General features: G+C 56.5%; 14 protein-coding genes and 1 pseudogene. 4 read left to right on the forward strand and 11 right to left on the reverse strand.

What is annotated here, in order from left to right:
- Positions 1 to 263 (reverse strand): annotated as a pseudogene (locus WA354_RS16655) (hypothetical protein); the annotation flags it as partial.
- Positions 264 to 574: 311 nt separating this feature from the next.
- The gene (locus tag WA354_RS16660) at positions 575 to 1,090 is read right to left on the reverse strand and encodes an energy transducer TonB (protein ID WP_472814149.1); all 516 of its coding nucleotides are present in this window, start codon (positions 1,088 to 1,090) and stop codon (positions 575 to 577) included.
- Positions 1,091 to 1,396: 306 nt separating this feature from the next.
- Between WA354_RS16660 and WA354_RS16665 the strand changes: the two genes are divergently transcribed.
- The 4 genes from WA354_RS16665 to WA354_RS16680 all read left to right on the forward strand — a co-directional run bounded on the left by WA354_RS16665 (position 1,397) and on the right by WA354_RS16680 (position 8,186).
- Positions 1,397 to 1,798: a BlaI/MecI/CopY family transcriptional regulator gene (locus WA354_RS16665; protein WP_472814150.1), complete on the forward strand. Its 402-nt coding sequence runs from the start codon at positions 1,397 to 1,399 to the stop codon at positions 1,796 to 1,798.
- A complete protein-coding gene (locus WA354_RS16670) occupies positions 1,782 to 3,365 on the forward strand; it encodes a M56 family metallopeptidase (RefSeq protein WP_472814151.1) in 1,584 nt (527 codons plus the stop codon). The genes WA354_RS16665 and WA354_RS16670 overlap by 17 nt, the downstream gene beginning before the upstream one ends.
- Positions 3,366 to 3,486: 121 nt before the next feature.
- Positions 3,487 to 5,193 (forward strand): VWA domain-containing protein, encoded by a 1,707-nt coding sequence (locus WA354_RS16675; protein WP_472814152.1) that lies wholly within the window; start codon positions 3,487 to 3,489, stop codon positions 5,191 to 5,193.
- Positions 5,194 to 5,240: 47 nt separating this feature from the next.
- Positions 5,241 to 8,186: a VWA domain-containing protein gene (locus WA354_RS16680; RefSeq protein WP_472814153.1), complete on the forward strand. Its 2,946-nt coding sequence runs from the start codon at positions 5,241 to 5,243 to the stop codon at positions 8,184 to 8,186.
- Between the two features lie 105 nt (positions 8,187 to 8,291).
- Here the strand turns inward: WA354_RS16680 and WA354_RS16685 are convergent, their stop codons facing one another.
- From WA354_RS16685 to WA354_RS16725, 9 genes are all read right to left on the reverse strand, one after another.
- The gene (locus WA354_RS16685) at positions 8,292 to 8,651 is read right to left on the reverse strand and encodes a cytochrome C oxidase subunit IV family protein (RefSeq protein ID WP_472814154.1); all 360 of its coding nucleotides are present in this window, start codon (positions 8,649 to 8,651) and stop codon (positions 8,292 to 8,294) included.
- A 71-nt stretch (positions 8,652 to 8,722) separates the two neighbouring features.
- On the reverse strand, positions 8,723 to 9,493 hold the full coding sequence (locus tag WA354_RS16690; RefSeq protein WP_472814155.1) for a cytochrome c oxidase subunit 3 family protein: 771 nt from the start codon (positions 9,491 to 9,493) through the stop codon (positions 8,723 to 8,725).
- Positions 9,483 to 11,150 (reverse strand): cytochrome c oxidase subunit I, encoded by a 1,668-nt coding sequence (locus tag WA354_RS16695; RefSeq protein ID WP_472814156.1) that lies wholly within the window; start codon positions 11,148 to 11,150, stop codon positions 9,483 to 9,485. Before WA354_RS16695 ends, WA354_RS16690 begins: the two co-directional genes overlap by 11 nt.
- Positions 11,147 to 12,220, reverse strand: a complete 1,074-nt coding sequence (gene coxB, locus WA354_RS16700) for a cytochrome c oxidase subunit II (RefSeq protein WP_472814157.1) — start codon at positions 12,218 to 12,220, stop codon at positions 11,147 to 11,149. Before coxB ends, WA354_RS16695 begins: the two co-directional genes overlap by 4 nt.
- A gap of 4 nt (positions 12,221 to 12,224) precedes the next feature.
- Complete coding sequence (locus tag WA354_RS16705; protein ID WP_472814158.1) at positions 12,225 to 13,142, reverse strand: SCO family protein; 918 nt, start codon at positions 13,140 to 13,142, stop codon at positions 12,225 to 12,227.
- 25 nt (positions 13,143 to 13,167) lie between these two features.
- Complete coding sequence (locus tag WA354_RS16710; protein WP_472814159.1) at positions 13,168 to 13,800, reverse strand: hypothetical protein; 633 nt, start codon at positions 13,798 to 13,800, stop codon at positions 13,168 to 13,170.
- Entirely contained in the window at positions 13,787 to 15,097 is a 1,311-nt protein-coding gene (locus WA354_RS16715; RefSeq protein WP_472814160.1) for a hypothetical protein, read from the reverse strand. The genes WA354_RS16710 and WA354_RS16715 overlap by 14 nt, the downstream gene beginning before the upstream one ends.
- 12 nt (positions 15,098 to 15,109) lie before the next feature.
- Positions 15,110 to 15,844, reverse strand: coding sequence for a c-type cytochrome (locus WA354_RS16720; RefSeq protein WP_472814161.1), 735 nt, complete (start codon positions 15,842 to 15,844; stop codon positions 15,110 to 15,112).
- A gap of 149 nt (positions 15,845 to 15,993) precedes the next feature.
- Complete coding sequence (locus tag WA354_RS16725) at positions 15,994 to 16,536, reverse strand: DUF3341 domain-containing protein (protein WP_472814162.1); 543 nt, start codon at positions 16,534 to 16,536, stop codon at positions 15,994 to 15,996.
- Between the last annotated feature and the right edge of the window lie 102 nt (positions 16,537 to 16,638).

The following is a 16,638-nucleotide window of genomic DNA, read 5'->3' on the forward strand; positions in this document are numbered from 1 at the left end:
ATAAAGTGGTAGTGGCGAAGATTGGCGTTTGGATAATTGGGAATGACTGAGAAGAAGATGACGACTGGAAGCGCAAGCAGATTGGCTACGTCGATGGCGACGTCGAGCGCGGGATTCTCGTGGACGCGGATGGCGCGCTGCATCCAATAGACAACGCACTTGGCGTCGGGCCTGGGCGAACCGTCGCGACGGACCATAATGCGCGGGTTGTCGGCGAGTTTCGTGAGCGCTTCGAGATTGTTGATGTGCTCTGTCATTGGCATAGACCGGGCTGCCGTTCTTCCATTCTCGACGATTCAAAGGCGCGGGCCCGAGTTCGTCGTGTGAGCCGAACAAACTGGTGCGAGACTTTGATTTCGTGAAAATCTGCGATCCAGGATGGTTCTGTGGATTCCTCAAGGCAAGGCCGTCACGGGTCTTCCCAAGGACGCTTTCAGCGTGACTGAACAGGACAAACCGGCACGAAATTCGAGGTGCGAACTGCCGAGCTATGGGAAAATGCTCCGCTGGCCGACGCCGGGGTAGCGTGGTTCGGGAGCTAGTAGTTAGCGGAGCTGACAAGCATTTGGAACCGTCAATGCTTGAAATCTACTTGGACGACCATTCGCACCGAGACAGGTTTGTCATTCATCTTAGCGGGATGGAAGCGATACGTTTCGACGGCACGAGCCGCTTGTCCGTCCAGGCCGTATCCAGCGGGTCGAATCAGACAGAGGTCCTTTGTTTTGCCTTCGGCGTCGACGGTAATCATCATGAGGCTCACTGCTTCAAAGTGGCTCAGATGCTGTTCTTTCATCATGTCTAGGGCTTCGTCGGAGAATTTGGCTTCGGGAGTTTTGATTGGTTTCGGCGACGATACTCCATGGCCAATGCGGTAGACCCCGTCAGGTAGCGGGTGAATCCTATCATCTACCGGCGCACATTTTGGCAGCCCATCGACATACGGCGGAAGCTCCGCTGAATAGTAAGGAAGCACTATTGTTGGCTTATTCGGCTCTGAAACCGATTGAGCTGGTTGAGAAGTCTGTTGAGCCGAAATCGCGGATGCCAATGGAATAAGCAGGGCGTATCCGAACAGAGCTTTGTGCATGGTCTTCTCGGTAATCCAATCCTACATCGGGAGCACATAGTGAGTTGTGACAATTGGCACAACGTCCTTTACGCGATTCCAGCGCTCTCATGGTGAAGACCTGTGAAGGGTCCGAGTGGGCCACCCACCTCTCAAAACACCGAACGCCGATTAGTTGAACTAAACGTCACCGTGTCCATCCATATACCGACGGCTGCGATTCCTGATCCTGATTGACTGCTCGAGACGACACATTTAACTGTGACGGCGAACACAAGGCATTGCACCGTTAACCGGCATATAGTCCTAATGCGTTAGGAGCTGGCAATGGTGCAAGGGCGCAAACCCAAAAAACAACTCACTCCTTTAGAACTCAGGATCATGCAAATCCTGTGGGATGCTGGGCCCTCGCCCGTTCAACTGGTACAGGAGCGACTGGGTGATGATCTCGCCTACACGACCGTTCAGACCATGCTCAATGTTATGCAACGCAAAGGTCATGTCGCACGGTCTCTCGTAGGCAGGGCATTTGAGTATCGACCCTTACATAGCCGGGACGTAGCCATGGGAAGCGCTGTCCGCGATTTGTTGAATCGCATGTTCGACGGTTCCGTGGAAAGTCTCGTCATGAACATGGTTCGCACTAAGCAGATTGATTCAGCCAAATTGGCCGCGCTGGTTGAGTTGGTAGCAAGTGCAGAAGGAGACTCGGATGGAGACCGCAAGTAGGCTCGCCGTGGCATACGCGATCAATGCGCTCTGGCAACTTCCGCTCATGGTTTTGGCCACTGAAATCATAGTCAGACTCCTTGGACGTGCACCGGGAAAGACCATCCACCGCGTCTGGCTGGGTTGTCTGGTCCTTGCGCTCACCGTGCCTGCACTGTCGCTTCTGCAGATGCCCCGTCTCTCGTTCACCTCAAGACCGATTCAGGGGCAAATGGCTGTCGCACCGCAGACGGCGGAAGGCAAAAAGAGTCTGAACCTGTCCTTCTCCGGAGAACAATTTGACGGTCCCACGCACACACCGCAAAGCGCAGTTGATCTTTCCGGCTTGATTTCGGCGGGAGCGTTGCTCCTCTACCTGGGTTCAGTGCTGTTCGCACTGTCGCGGTTGGCATGGGGCCTCAGAAAGACGCAAACCTTAGTGCATTCGGCAGAGGAGACGAGTCTGGCCAGGGATTCTCAGGAGACATGGGAATCGTGCGTCAGCTTATTCAAAATCACTCGGATCAAGTTGATGTCATCGAGTAAGCTCGGTGGCCCAGCGACAGTCAGTTGGCCCATTCCCATCGTGCTTCTGCCCAAGGAACTGCATGACGAGCAGGCGAACGACATGGCAGCCGTGTTCTGTCACGAATTGGCGCACGTCCGTCGGAAGGACTTCCTGTGCAACATCTTCATTGAGTTGTTAGGCGTTTTGATCTTCTACCATCCTGCATTCCACTGGATACGACGCAGAATACAAGAGACTCGGGAATTGGCCTGCGACGACATGGCTGCAGATGCGATGTCGGGGCGCAAATTATATGCTCGCAGCCTTCTGCGACTGACAGAGAAAATGCTCTCTGCTGCCGTTGTCCCTCAACATGATTGCGCCCTCGGAATATTCGAGGGAGAGGTTCTGGAGAAACGGATCATGAACTTACTCGAAAACAGATCGAAGCACTCTCGCCTCCGCACTTTCATTTCACTTGCACTCGGTTCCTGCCTTTTGTTTGGGACATGCATATTGAGCGCCACCCTTGGATTGAAACCTGCCCACGCGCAATCTGTAAACCAAACGAGCAACGCTCCAACTGGTTGGTTCCTGGCTGGCAGCAAACCAGCAAACTACCGAACAAGCGTGGACAAAACGATGATCCAGAATGGTCAGCCAAGCGCATATCTTAAATCAGCCGTGCCGGTGACCGATGGGTTCGGCACTCTCATGCAGCAGATCAGCGCCTCCGATTACTTGGGCAAGCGGGTTCGTTTGCGTGCGTGGGTGAGGTCGCAGGATGTCGAAGGCTCGGCAGGAATGTGGATGAGGGTCGATAAGGACCAGAGCATGCTCGCGTTCGACAACATGCAGAATCGTGCCATCAAGGGAACACAGCCATGGAAGCAATGCGAAGTGGTTCTCGATGTACCGGTAGATGCAACGGGCATTTTCTTCGGAATCCTTCTTTCGGGTTCCGGCGAGGTCTGGATGAACGATGTCAGCTTTGAAGTCGTCGGAAATGAGGTTCCGATTACGTCGCCTCAAGCGCATACGTTGCCGACGCATCCGGCCAACTTGAAGTTTACCGAGTAGCGATCGCGGGGCGGGTGCCTACGGCACTCAATGAATCCCTGGGGATGTGGAACCCTTGCTGGAAAGTAAGCTATGCAAGTCCAGTCTGTCTCCTCTGTTCAACTGTTCTGGAGAACCCATCATGAATAGGTATTCGATCGTCACGGTGGTTCTAGTCAGTTTCTCTACGGTGCTTTCACTCTTTGGTCAGAGTAATGAACCCGACCCAAGCCGTTCGCAGACAGTGATCCACGTTGAGAGTCGGGCCGTATTGGTGGATGTGATCGTCACCGATTCCTCAGGCAAGCCCGTTACTGGACTTCCGAAGGATGCCTTTACCGTGACGGAACAGGGCAAGCCGCAGACGATCTCGTTTTTTGAGGAGAATGGCACTGCGCGACCCCCTCAGCCTGTGGAGATGCCCAAACTGCCCCCCGATGTGTTTACGAATTTCTCGCCGTATCCGCAGCCTCCGGCGGTGAACGTGCTGTTGCTCGACTCGCTGAACACGCGCATGGAGGATCAGAGCGTGGCGCACAAGGAGGCCATGAAGTTCCTGAAGGGCGCGAAGCCGGGGACGCGAACGGCGATCTTCACGATGGGTTTAGCGCTGCACTTTATTCAAGGGTTCAACGACGATCCGGCGGTGTTGGCTGCGACGCTTAACAACAAGAAAAACATCGAGGTGGAGCCCGCGGTTATGTTGAAGTCGCAGGCCGAGAAGAATGCCATGGCCATCATCGACCCTCAATTCGTCGCGGAAAACGATGGGGCGAGTACAGTCGATCGCGAGCTTCGCACCCTTGCCAACCTGCAGCGCCTGGCGGCTTTTCTCCTGAGGTTTCCGGGGCGGAAGAACATTATCTGGTTCGCAGAGAAGGTGCCCGGAGGTTTTGTGGTCGAGAATGGCCAAGTTATAAGCAATCCGATTGTCGATGATGAGATCAGGAAGACACTCGCGATGCTGGGTGCGGCGCGAGCGGCAATCTATCCCGTGGATGCTCGCGGTAATTCGACTGCTGGTCTATATACAGCCGAAAACAACCCGAAGACGCCCGAAGTCGGAACCGGCGGGGAGCACCGGGAACGCAACAGTGATCAGATCGATGAACAGATCCTCGCGGAGCAATCGGGGGGGCGGGCATTCGTAAATACGAACGACCTCTCCGGCGTCGTCGATAAGGTCACATCGAACAGCAGCCATTTTTATACTCTCTCTTACGTGCCAACAAACGCAAAGATGGACGGAGGTTGGCGCAAGATCGATGTCAAGGTTGCAGGAGGGAAATATAGCCTCTCTTACCGTCGAGGCTACTTTGCCGTGGATACGGACCCGCCCGGCGCGGTCAGGAACAAGAAGGCGCAGAAGCTTGCCGCCCAAAGCCCCGAAGCAGTCGATCCGCTGCTGCCGTTCATGGATCTGGGCATGCCGCAGAGTGAGCAGATTCTCTACAAGGTCCGCATCGTGCCATCCGCGGCAAGAGAGAATGAACCAATCGAAAAGAAGGACAAGAACCACTACACCCTTGACTTCGCCATCGACTTAAACGACCTGAAGCTGGATCTCGGCGCGAATGGGCTGCACAAGGGCACGTTGAATGTTTCGCTGATTGTCTACGACCGCTATGGAAACGTCATCAGCCACGAAGATCACGTGGCCGAACTGAACATCAAACCGGACGTGTATGCGACCTTCCAGAACACCGGCGTGCAACTCCATTCTGAACTGGTTGTCCCCAACGGCAACTTCTGGTTACGCACCGGCGTGTATGACAAGAGATCGCGCAAAGTCGGGACCATGGAAGTTGCACTAAGCTCCGTGGTTCCGTTGCAGGTTTCGACGAAGTAGCAAAAGGAACCGATGTGGTTTCCGTACCTTTAGAAGGATCTTTACCTATGTCTCGCACGCTCGTTTGCTTCATTAGCCTGATAGGTCTTGCCGTGCCTCTGCCTGCGCAAACTGCGACGCCGGATGCGAACACTCCCGTATCCACGCTGCGAATGAACAGCCGGGCCGTCCTGGTGGATGTGATTGTGATCGATTCCTCGGGCAAGCCTGTCACCGGACTCACCAAGGACGCCTTCACCGTGACGGAACAGAGCAAGCCGCAGACGATCTCGTTCTTCGAAGAGAATGGCACGTCCCAGCCCGCTCAGCAGAGGGAGATGCCCAAGCTGCCGGCTGACGTGTTTACGAATTTCTCGCCGTTTCCGCCGCCGCCGGCGGTAAATGTGCTGCTGCTCGACTCGCTGAACACGCGCATGGAGAGCCAGAGCAATGTGCACGGCCAAGTGATGAAGTTTCTGGGGAGTGCAAAGCCGGGCACGCGCTCGGCTATCTTCACGATGGGACTTGGACTGCACTTTATCCAGGGATTCAATGACGATCTGGCGGTGCTGGCGGCGGCGCTCAACGACAAAAAGAACAACGAGGTGGAAACCTCGGTAATGTTGAAGGGGCAAGACGAGACGAATGCACAGCAGAGACTGAGCGGGATGATGAGCGCGCCGGAAGGAGGCCACGGCGCCACCGCGGCACCGCCCGAGATGATTGCCTCGCTGCAACAGTTCATCGATGAGAACGATACCTCACGTTCTGTCGATCGAATGTTTCGCACGCTCGCAAACCTGCAACGGCTGGCGGCTTTCCTCCAAGGGTTTCCGGGACGGAAGAACATCATCTGGATTGCGGAAAAGATTCCAGGCGCCTTCTTGCTCGGAGGGAAAACGGGCAATCCGGATATCGATTATGAAATTGAGAAGACGCTCTCGATGCTTGCAACTGCACGGGCGGCGATCTATCCCGTTGATGCGCGCGGGACATCGAATTTCGCCGTGTTCACGGCGGAGAACAACCCGAAGGGGGCCGAAGGCGCCAACCCGGTGGCAGGGGGATCTGGCGGCGAGGACGAGGATCGCAACACAGATCAGCTCAACGCTCAGCTCTTGGCCGAACAATCGGGTGGGCGTGCGTTCGCGAATATGAACGGGCTCTCCGACATCATCGATAAGATCACATCGAGCTGCAGCCATTTCTATACTTTTTCCTACTCGCCGACCAATGTGAAGATGGATGGAAACTTTCGGAAAATCGATGTCAAAGTGGCGGGAGGAAAATACAGTCTTTCGTATCGACGGGGCTATTTTGCAATAGATGCGGCCCTCCCGGGCAGTGCGATGAGCGTACGGAACCAAGAGGTACAGAAGCTGGTCGCCCAGAACCCCGGAGCGGTCGATCCGCTGCTGCCGTATATGGATCTGGGAATGCCACAAAGTCAGCAGATTCTCTATAAGGTCCGCACTGTGCCGGCTGCCGAGGGGGAGAACGAGCCCGCTGATAAGAAAGACAAGAGGCACTACAAGCTTGACTTCGCCATCGACGTCCAAGACTTAAAGTTGGATCTCAACCCAGACGGGGTGCATAGAGGCACGCTGAATCTCTCGCTCGTTGTGTACGACCGCTACGGAAATGTGATTAGCCGGGAAAGTCATCTGGCCGCACTGAATATCAAGCCGGACGCGTATGCCACCTTCCAGAACACCGGTGTGCAGCTTCATTCTGAACTGGCCGTGCCGAAGGGTAATTACTGGCTGCGCACGGGCGTGTATGACCAGGGGTCACTCAAAGTCGGGACGATGGAGATTGCGCTGGACTCCGTGGTTCCCTTGCAGGTTTCGACGGTAACAAAAAGAACGATGGAGAGCGAAGATGCGAAGATGCCGGCTCTTCCTGCTCCTGCCGTCTTGCCGGTCCGTGCTGCCAAACAGATCACGGTGGAGCAGCTAGAGCACCTGCTGGCTGACGCTCACGGGAAGCGGGATCAGGATTTATCAAAACAACTCGGCGGCATCCAGTTGTACGAGCGGCTCAGCTCACCGAGGCTTGTAAAGATTCAGGCGAGCCTGCCCGGGGAAAAGTCCCGGCTGGCGCTCATGGCTTTGGCGGACGCTTCGGTCTTTCTCCAACTTCCCCCGGCGGAGATCCCAGCAACTGCTCCGCCTGATGTGGACGCGCAGAAACAGATCCTATCCAGGGCCGCTTTGTATCTGGTCGCCTCAATTCACAAACTTCCGGACTTCTCCGCCGAGAAAACGACCACCCGCTTTCACGATCTAAAGGTCCTGGAACTTTCTGAAGGTTCTGCGCCAATCATCCGGGAACATCAACCTTTTCAGCTCATAGACAGCTTCAGCAATAGCGTCTATTACCGGAACGGTCAGGAGGTGGACGAAGCAAACGGGAAGCAGGGCAAAACCTTATCCAGAGTTTCGAATGGGATGGTAAATTGGGGTGTTTTTGGGCCGTTGTTGCGAATCGCGATGACAGATATTTCGAACGGTAACGTGGAGTGGGGCCATTGGGAACAGCGCGAGACTGGTCCGATGGCGGTGTTTCGTTATGCGATTCCAAAGGAAAAGTCCACCTACACCGTGAAGTACTGTTGTTTTGGAACCCCGAACACCGGATTGCGTCCCTTTGAAACCATACCGCCATTCCACGGTGAGATCGCCATCGATCCTGTGACCGGGGCCGTCTATCGCCTGTTGCTCATCACCGATTTGTCGCCCTCTGACCCCATCTTTCAAGCTCAGACCGTGGTGGAATACGAACCAGTAGAGATTGGCGGGAGGACGTACATCTGTCCCCGTAAGAGCGTTACCCTCACCACGGCGATTACCCAGATCATGCATCAGGGATGTTGGGGCAACGTGGGCGCGACCAGCGACTGCTCGCCGATAGAGGTGGCAAAGCCGAAGGATACTGCGATCAACGATACGGAGTATGACTCCTATCACGTGTTTGGCTCCGAGATGCGGATAGTGCCCCAGGAGAGTCAGTAAAGCATCTATGGCCCCAACGCGGCGGCCGATCGTTTCCTGAGAATCTGAAAATCTGAAGGCCGCCCGAAGGCGGCTTTTGATCTGCAAGTTGGCTTGAGGCTGTGTCTACCAGCGGCCCCAGGCGCGGGTGAAGTAGTCGGAGAGTGTCATGCCGACGAGGATGACGAAGGTAAACAGGCCGGCGCCGACGGTCAGTTTGGTGAGCTTGGTCGAATACTTCACGTGCATGAAGAAGAGCACGACAAGGATCATCTTGGTCGCAGCGATGGCCAGGGCGACCACCGGATTCCAGAACAGCGTGAGGCCCTGGGTGATGTGCCACTCTCCCAAGTCGATGTAGGAGGCCCACACGGTGAGGCCGGTGGCCACGAGAAGTGACAGCAATATGGTGAGGTATATGCGAGGGGGAACGATGTGGTGATGGCTCTCGTGGACTTCGATGGATTCTTCTTCGTGTTGCTGCATATGGTCCTCAGGGGCTAAAGCCCACATTCATTCTGTTTCACTTGCGGCATGACTGCCGGCAGTGTCCAAATCTAGTACCGGCTGATCAGGTAAAGCAACGGGAACAGATAAATCCAGATGATATCGACGAAGTGCCAGTAGAGGCCGAAGTTTTCAACGTATGTGACGTGTCCCGTGGTGTATGCACCGGCCCGGGCCCTGAAGATCATGAATCCGAGAAGGGCAATACCGATGATCATGTGCAAAGCGTGCATGCCGGTCATGGCGAAGTAGAGGAAAAAGTAAATCTCAGTGTGCCGCGCCATGTCGAGGGGCAGCGGCTTATCGTGATACTCCTTGTAGACTTCGGGATCCGATTGGGGATCGAGGAATGTCTTCAGGCTGTAGTGGAAGCCGGGGATGTGGTGCTTGTCGTACTTTTCCTTGTACTCGATGGTCTTGATGCCGAGGAAGACGAGGCCCAGCAGGAAGGTCAGCACCAGGCAGAGAACAAGTGCACCTTTCTTGCGCATCTCCGCCGACCAGACGCCCATGGCCATGGTGAAGCTGGAGGTGATGAGGACGGCAGTATTGGCGGTGCCCCAGAAAATCTGTAACTGGTGCGAGGCCTCGACGAAGGCAGGGTAGTACCAGTTGCGGAAGATGAGGTAAGCAGTGAAAAGACCGCCAAAGAACATGACTTCCGTCAGCAGGAAGAGCCACATGGCGAAGTTGGTGGCGTCGCTCTGCTGCGCGTAGGTTTCAAAGTGGTGGCGCTGGTAGGGCAGATGCTCGTGGTGAGCACCTTCCGCGGCGCCGTGTACGACGACCCGGTTTTCGGTGACAACCTGGCTATCCGACACTCGCCACCTCTTTCTCCTTCTGGGCATCCAGCCACTCGTAGTCGTACGCCTCGTGGTCCATGATCGGGATTGCGGGGAAGTTCTCAGTGAGTGGCGGAGACTGCACCTGCCACTCGAGACCTGTGGCCTGCCAGGGATTGTCACCGGCGATCTCGCCGTAGCGGAGCGACCAGGTCAGATACAGCAGCGGCAGCAGGTAACCCACGCCGAGGATCGACGCGCCGGCCGTTGAGAACACGTTCAGCACCTGGAATTCAGGCGGATAGGTCGCGTACCGCCTCGGCATGCCGAGCGTGCCAAGGATGAATTGCGGGAAGAAGGTGAAGTTGAATCCGATGAAGGTGACGATGGCAGCGAGCTGGGAAATCTTCTCCGGATACATGCGTCCCGTCATCTTGGGCCACCAGAAATGAATCCCTGCGAGGAAGGCCATCAACATGCCGCCGACCATGACGAAGTGGAAGTGGGCCACGATGAAGTAAGTCTCGGTGAGGTGGATGTCCGTTCCCGATGTGCCAAGGAAGACGCCGGTCAGTCCGCCAATGGTGAACAGCCCCATAAAACCGAAGGTGTAGAGCATCGGCGTCTCAAACGTGATGGAGCCCTTGTAGAGGGTGAAGGCCCAGTTGAAGATTTTGATAGCCGAGGGCACCGCGACCAGCATGGTGAGCAGTGAGAACACCAGCATCGAGTAGTTGGAGATGCCCATGATGAACATGTGGTGCGCCCAGACGAAAAAGCCGAAGACGGCGATGGCGACCGAGGAGAATGCGACGGCGGTGTATCCGAAGACGCGCTTGCGGCTGAAAGTGGAGATAGTCTCGGAGATCACGCCCATCCCGGGCAGAATCATGATGTAGACGGCGGGGTGCGAGTAGAACCAGAACAAATGCTGGAAGAGGAGCGGATCGCCGCCCTTGGTTGGGTCGAAGACGCCGATGCCCGCCGTCCGCTCGAGGACTACAAGCACGAGGGTGATGGCGAGAACCGGAGTGCCAAGCACCATCAGGATGCTGGCCGCATAATGCGCCCATACGAAAAGCGGCATGCGGAACCACGTCATGCCGGGGCAGCGCATCTTGTGGATGGTGACGATGAAGTTGAGACCGGTAAAGATGGAACTGAATCCGGCAATGAAGATCGCGATACCTGTGGTGATGACGTTGGTATTCAGGTAATGCGTTGAAAGCGGTGTCGTGAAGGTCCAGCCCGTATCCACGCCGCCGCTCATCATGGCATAGAGGGCGAGCGCGCCCGCGGCCAGATAGAGATACCAGCTAAGCAGATTGATTTTAGGCAGGGCGAGATCCTTGGCGCCGATCATCATGGGGATAAAGAAATTTCCCAGGGTTGCGGGCACTGACGGCACAAGGAAAAAGAAGATCATGATGATGCCGTGCATGGTGAACACCTTGTTATAGGTGTCGGTAGCCATAAGGTCAGACTGGGGTGTAAGCAACTCAAGACGGATGAGTCCGGCCAACGCTCCTCCGATGAAGAAGAAGAACGTAATCGAGACGAGGTACAGGATAGCAATCCGCTTGTGGTCGCCGGTCAGAAGCCAGCTCAGCAGACCTTTTTCCTTGGAGATGAAATTCATCCTTGGGATTCGGGCTGTTGACTGATCGGGAAGACTGACGATTGTGCTACTACTCATTTCTTCACCATCCCCTGCCCGGCGGGCTTTTGTCCGGCGGGCGTTGTCGTGCCTTCACTTTCGGGCAGCAGCGTTGTTGTAGCAGTCGTCTGCTGAACGCGGTAATCGGAGTTGAGGTTCTTGATGAATTCGACCAGCGCGATGACGCCATCCTCGCTGATCTGGCCTTGATAGGTAGGCATGATCGGCGCAAAACCCTGAGTGACGTGCTGCGATGGGTTCAGAATCGCATCGCGCAGATAAGCTTCGTCGGCGATGGTCGTCTGACCGCTCGCGAGAGTCAGCTTGGCGCCGTAGACATTCGCGAGACTCGGTCCACGCGCATCGGGACGGGTATTGTGGCAAGCCGCGCAGCTGAGGCTGGCAAAGAGCCGTTCGCCGTTCTGCGCAAGCGAGGCGCCGCTGGTTGAGCCGGCGAGCCATTTCTTGAAGTCGTCCGGAGTCATGACGACGACGTCGCCAATCATGTGCGAGTGATCGGTGCCACAGTATTGGGTGCAGAAGAGGTGATAGGTGCCGGGCGTGGTTGCCTCAAACCAGACCGAGGTATAGCGGCCTGGGATGGCTTCGCGCTTCACACGGAACGCGGGAATGGAAAAGCTGTGGAAGACGTCCTGCGAGATGATGGTGAGCTGAACTGCACGGCCGACAGGTACATGAAGCGAATTGATCTCGTGCTGGCCGCCGGGATGCTCGGCTTTCCACATCCACTGCTTGCCCACGATATAGATGTTCATGGCATTGGCGGGCGGGGTGTAGACGCGGAAGTAGATGAGCGCGCCCCAGACAAACATGATGAGGAACAGGCCGAGCGGAATGATGGTCCACGTAGCTTCGAGCATCGTGGAGCCTTCGATCTGCACGGCTACGGGATGGCGCTTCTTGCTGTACATGATCGAGAAGCTGGTGACGAGCAGAATGACGATCGTCAATCCGATCATGCTGACCAGGACCATGAAGAAGTACAGGGCATCCATCTGGGGCGCGATCTTCGACGCCTCCGGCGGATAGAGCTGGAAGTTCGTCAACCACTTGACGAGAAATTGCCAGAGTACTGGACTGATATGCATTCCGTTATCCGTTCACCTTTGTTCCTGAAACAAGCTGGTCATGCGCCTGCCGGTAATCACGGCGGAACATGATCCACATAAATCCGCCCAGCAGAATCACAGTAAGTGCGCCGCCCATTTGCACGACGCGCGCAATGATGAGCGAGTGCTTATTGGTCTGCGGGTCGTAGTGATAGCAGTACGTGAGAATGTTATCGACGGGCGAGCCGATGTGGTTGTTCGAGGCTTCGACCAGCCCGAGGCGAATGTCTTTGGGCGAATACTCGACGCCCATGTAGTACTGTGCCAGCTTGCCCTGCGGCGTGACGAGCTGGATGGAGCTGGCATGGGCGAACTGCGTGAGCTTGCCATCGGGCCCGGGTATTTTGACGTAGCCGAATCCGACTGCCTTTGTTAGTGCATCGATGTTGGGCTGTGTACCGGTCATGAAGTGCCAGCCATCTGCGGTTTCGGGATGACCGTAGCGATGGAGATAGCTGCGCTTCTTGGCGGCGGCGAGGTCAGTGCCTTCGCTGGGGTCGATACTGACGACGATGATGTTGAAGTCGCGACCGGGAACTTCATCGACCATCTGCAGCGCCCCGGTAAGGCCGTTCAGCTCTTCAGAGCAGAGCATGGGGCATTGATAGTAAACGAGCGCGAGAATGGCAGGCTTCTTCCCGAAGTAGCTGGCGAGCTGGACCGGTTTGCCGGTGTCGTCAGTAAAAGTGAGATCGAGCGGGATCTGCTCGTTGAGGTGCTGCGCGATGCCTACTCCATTGAGGATCGCGGGCGGCTTGTCATTGGACGGCCCCGTCTGCTTGTCACCGTAGCTTGATACCTGCGCCATCAGGGATGGCGTCAGCGCAGTAAGGCACAGGAGCGCGGCGGCTACTAAGCGACCATGTTGCCCGAAACTCATCGCACTGTTACTGCTTTTCATACTGCTTCTCAACCTCTGCGGTTCACTACTGATGCTGCTGCTCCTCAGCCTTCTGGGCTGCAGCTTGATCCTGTTCATACCCGGTGCGCGCGAAACCGCTGGTGAGCGGCACCGTAATCGTTGGTTTCTGATCGCCTGCGAGGAGCGGGGCCTGCTGTACGGCCGGCGCTACGGGCAAACCTTTTTGCGCGATGATCTGCATCGCACGCTCGATAGGAATTCTTACCTTGCCCTGCGACTGATCGATCCAGGTGTAGTTATCGAGGAGCAGGTCTTCGCGGGCGTGAAGATCGGCGACGTCCTGGTTGCCATCGTCGGTTTGAACGCGCGGCGTCGGAAAGGACCTGGTGATCTCGGCGATCTTGTTTTGCATTTCCGGGCTGGAGGGCAAATTGCCTAATTCCCGGATTTCGGCGGTTTTGGTCCACTTGCTGTTGGGGCCGTCTTCTTTGTTCAAGTGGGCGTTGATGAGCTTGCCCATGCCATAAGTAACAACGCCGCAAACCGCGACGAAGATAGCGAGCGAAGTGAGGAAGACGACGATGCCAGTGACCTTGACGTCCGTCTGCTCGTAGCCGGTCGAGGCGTCAATCTCGCTGGGGCCGTGCGAGCCCAGCATCTTGTTCTCGTCGGATTCGTTGTGATCAAGCGTGGACATGTTCGGGCTCCAGAATTTCAGCAACGTGCGGATCGTTGGTCTGTACCAACGCGCGCGCCTTCAATTGTGCACTGAAGTAAGCGACCCAGATTGAAACCATCGCTACCGGGACGGCGATGTATTCAAGGATTCCCCAGCTGAAGTGCAGGTTGCGGGCAGCGTCCTTGAAGTTTGGCTCGATGAGCCAGAAGAGGTCGAAGGCCTTGGCGAAGATCATCCACTGGCACACACGGATCAGCCGCGTCTTATTGCGCTTGATGTCGCGCGATAGAAGCAGCGAGAACGGAATCAGCCAGTGGAAGATGAAGTCGAGAGTGATGATGATGCCCCAGTGTCCGCGAATGCGGTCAAGGTACCAGCCAATCTCTTCAGGCAGGTTGCCGGACCAGATAATGAGGAACTGGCTGAAGGCGAGATAGATATTCAGCATCACGAAGGCAAAGGTGAATTTGCCGAGGTCGTGCTGTTCGGTCTGTCGCAGAATCGTCTTGAAGGGCTCAGCTTTCGAGAGGCTGATTGAGGTCAGGATCCCCAGCGCAAGAACGGAATATCCCTGGCCGACGAGGAAAAGCAATCCGTAAACCGAAGAGAACCAGGTAACGTCCATCGACATGACCCAGTAGATGACGGCGGCGGTCATGGTGAGCGAGTAGACGACGACGCCCGGGCCGCTGATGTTCTCGAGCTTCTTGATCCAGAAGGGCGTGGTGTCGGGCGATTCATGATCACGACGCAGGCCAAGTGAGTTGAGCCGCCAGGTATAGAAAGCCCAGATCGCAAAGCAGAGCAGAATCACCACCACATAGGTGGTGGGGTTGAGCATGGGCCGCTTGAAGTCGAGGCAGTGCGCCTGAATCTCACTGATCAAACCGCTCTTCAGGGCCGCCGCGGTGTCTGCTGGATTTGTGAACCGGGCCCAGAGGAAAAGCTGCTTCATGAAGAATACGGAGACGACCCAGTAAGCAAAAACGAGAGGCAATGTACGGGTTGCAGCTTCGAGCGGGCGGCGCAGCAGCAGGCCCCACTTACCGCCCGAGCAATACTGGACCATGAGAAGCGCGAGGCCTCCAACTGTCCAGCCGAAGGTGAGCAACAGTCCGAGGATCCATGCGCGCATGACGTGTTCCCAGCCGAGCTGGTCCTGTGCCTGGCCGAGGAATGCGAGAATCACGGCAACGATGGCAGCCACTGCCGCGATCACCAGCGACCGCGCTCGCCAGCCGTCGACGAACGAGGGTGCGCTCAGATCGGCGGGAAGCGCTTTAGCGTGCGATGCTCCGTGTGTGTCGTGAGCCATTGAACTCAATCCTTACTTCGCGGCCGCGGGAGCCGGTTTGCTTGCGGGAATCTTAATCAGAGGATCAGCCGGATTGCCTGGGGCCATGCCGGGCGTTCCTTCGTTTGTGTGCGGATAAGCCTGCACCGCCGACGCGGGCAACGACCAGGGCTGCGCGTAATCTGGATGCCCTTCCTGGGTGGCGAGATCTTTCAGGTTCTGCACATGCTCGCCTGAAGGAACATCCTGCGTGGACGCCGCCTGGCTTAACTGCAGTGCGCGAATATAGGCCGCGACTGCCCAGCGGTCTTCCGGTGCCAACTGCTCCCGGTAATCAGGCATCGCGCCATAGCCGTGCGTCATGACGTAGAAATAGTGCGAGATGGGCTGCGCCCTGCGTACCTGGTCATGCAGATTCCCGGCAGGTTTGTAGCCACGATCCACGATTTCGCCCAGGCCGTTGCCTACGCGCGAGTGGCAGGGAGTGCAGTAGATGTTGAAGCGTTCCTGGCCGCGATCGAGCACTTCCATGGTGACGGGGAACGGCATCAGGTTCTGCTCTTCGCGGTAGCCGTTCGCGCCTAGAATGACGCCGGTGTAAAAGTAGCTGTCTGCCTGAAGTTGGCCGCGGGCCACGGTGTTGACGACTTGCGGGCGCGCGCCGCGGTGATCGGCGTAGAAGTCGGAGCCGCGCTGAGGAATCATCTTGGGCTGGTTCTGCATGTCCTGCCGGCAGCCCGCGATGAGGAAAAGAGCGCAGAGACCCACGATCGTCAGTGCTTTCCCAGGTCTTAGAATCGAGACCTCTGCCCCACGAACGAAGACCTGTTCGCGGGGACCCCCGACCCGGGGCACCCGCATTTCCGTGACCCCGGAAACTGAAGGCTGAGAGCTGATAGCTGATAACTGATCTTGCATCAGTACTCCACCTCCACGACTGAAACGGGCTCGAACGCCTTCAAATATTCTTTGGATTCCACGAGGTCGAACTTCGGGTCCAGTGCTTCAAGACAGAGGAAGAACTTGTCGGTCGTTGCGCCGTTGCGAAAGTTGGGCGCGTTAAAGAGCGGATGGTAGAGTTGCGGCAGGCCATTCAAGGCGAGCATTCCGAACGCGGCAGACAGGCCGGCCCAGAGAATCGTCCACTCATATGCGGGCACGATGAATGCGGGCCAGGAGTAGAGAGGGCGGCCGCCGATGTTGATCGGATAAGCGATAACTGAAATCCACGTCTCCATGGAAAACATTGCGGCGAGGCCCATCAATCCACCTATCAGGGTGACGAGCGGGACGCGGTTGCGATGGAAGCCGATAGCCTCCGCCGCCTCTTCAACCGGGTAAGGCGTGTAGCAATCAAGGCGACGCCAGCCGTCTTCGCGCGCCTGCCGAGCAGCGCGGACCAGGTCACCGGGAGTATCGAATTCGGCCAGCAGGCCGTAGGTTCCTTCGCGTGAGGGCATTTTAGTCACCTGCTCCCGCTGTAGTTTTGGGCTTGATTTTGGCCTGTGGCAGAATCATACGAATTTCATTCATCGGAATCATGGGCAGGAAGCGGACAAACA

It is taken from the genome of Occallatibacter sp. (assembly GCF_049802275.1).
Lineage (GTDB): Bacteria > Acidobacteriota > Terriglobia > Terriglobales > Acidobacteriaceae > Telmatobacter.

What these genes read in the sequence shown, in the direction of transcription:
- WA354_RS16660 (WP_472814149.1), bottom strand. Translation starts at nt 1,090, where the DNA reads ATGCACAAAGCTCTGTTCGGATACGCCCTGCTTATTCCATTGGCATCC.
- WA354_RS16665 (WP_472814150.1), top strand. Translation starts at nt 1,397, where the DNA reads ATGGTGCAAGGGCGCAAACCCAAAAAACAACTCACTCCTTTAGAACTC.
- WA354_RS16670 (WP_472814151.1), top strand. Translation starts at nt 1,782, where the DNA reads ATGGAGACCGCAAGTAGGCTCGCCGTGGCATACGCGATCAATGCGCTC.
- WA354_RS16675 (WP_472814152.1), top strand. Translation starts at nt 3,487, where the DNA reads ATGAATAGGTATTCGATCGTCACGGTGGTTCTAGTCAGTTTCTCTACG.
- WA354_RS16680 (WP_472814153.1), top strand. Translation starts at nt 5,241, where the DNA reads ATGTCTCGCACGCTCGTTTGCTTCATTAGCCTGATAGGTCTTGCCGTG.
- WA354_RS16685 (WP_472814154.1), bottom strand. Translation starts at nt 8,651, where the DNA reads ATGCAGCAACACGAAGAAGAATCCATCGAAGTCCACGAGAGCCATCAC.
- WA354_RS16695 (WP_472814156.1), bottom strand. Translation starts at nt 11,150, where the DNA reads ATGAGTAGTAGCACAATCGTCAGTCTTCCCGATCAGTCAACAGCCCGA.
- coxB (WP_472814157.1), bottom strand. Translation starts at nt 12,220, where the DNA reads ATGCATATCAGTCCAGTACTCTGGCAATTTCTCGTCAAGTGGTTGACG.
- WA354_RS16705 (WP_472814158.1), bottom strand. Translation starts at nt 13,142, where the DNA reads ATGAAAAGCAGTAACAGTGCGATGAGTTTCGGGCAACATGGTCGCTTA.
- WA354_RS16710 (WP_472814159.1), bottom strand. Translation starts at nt 13,800, where the DNA reads ATGTCCACGCTTGATCACAACGAATCCGACGAGAACAAGATGCTGGGC.
- WA354_RS16715 (WP_472814160.1), bottom strand. Translation starts at nt 15,097, where the DNA reads ATGGCTCACGACACACACGGAGCATCGCACGCTAAAGCGCTTCCCGCC.
- WA354_RS16725 (WP_472814162.1), bottom strand. Translation starts at nt 16,536, where the DNA reads ATGCCCTCACGCGAAGGAACCTACGGCCTGCTGGCCGAATTCGATACT.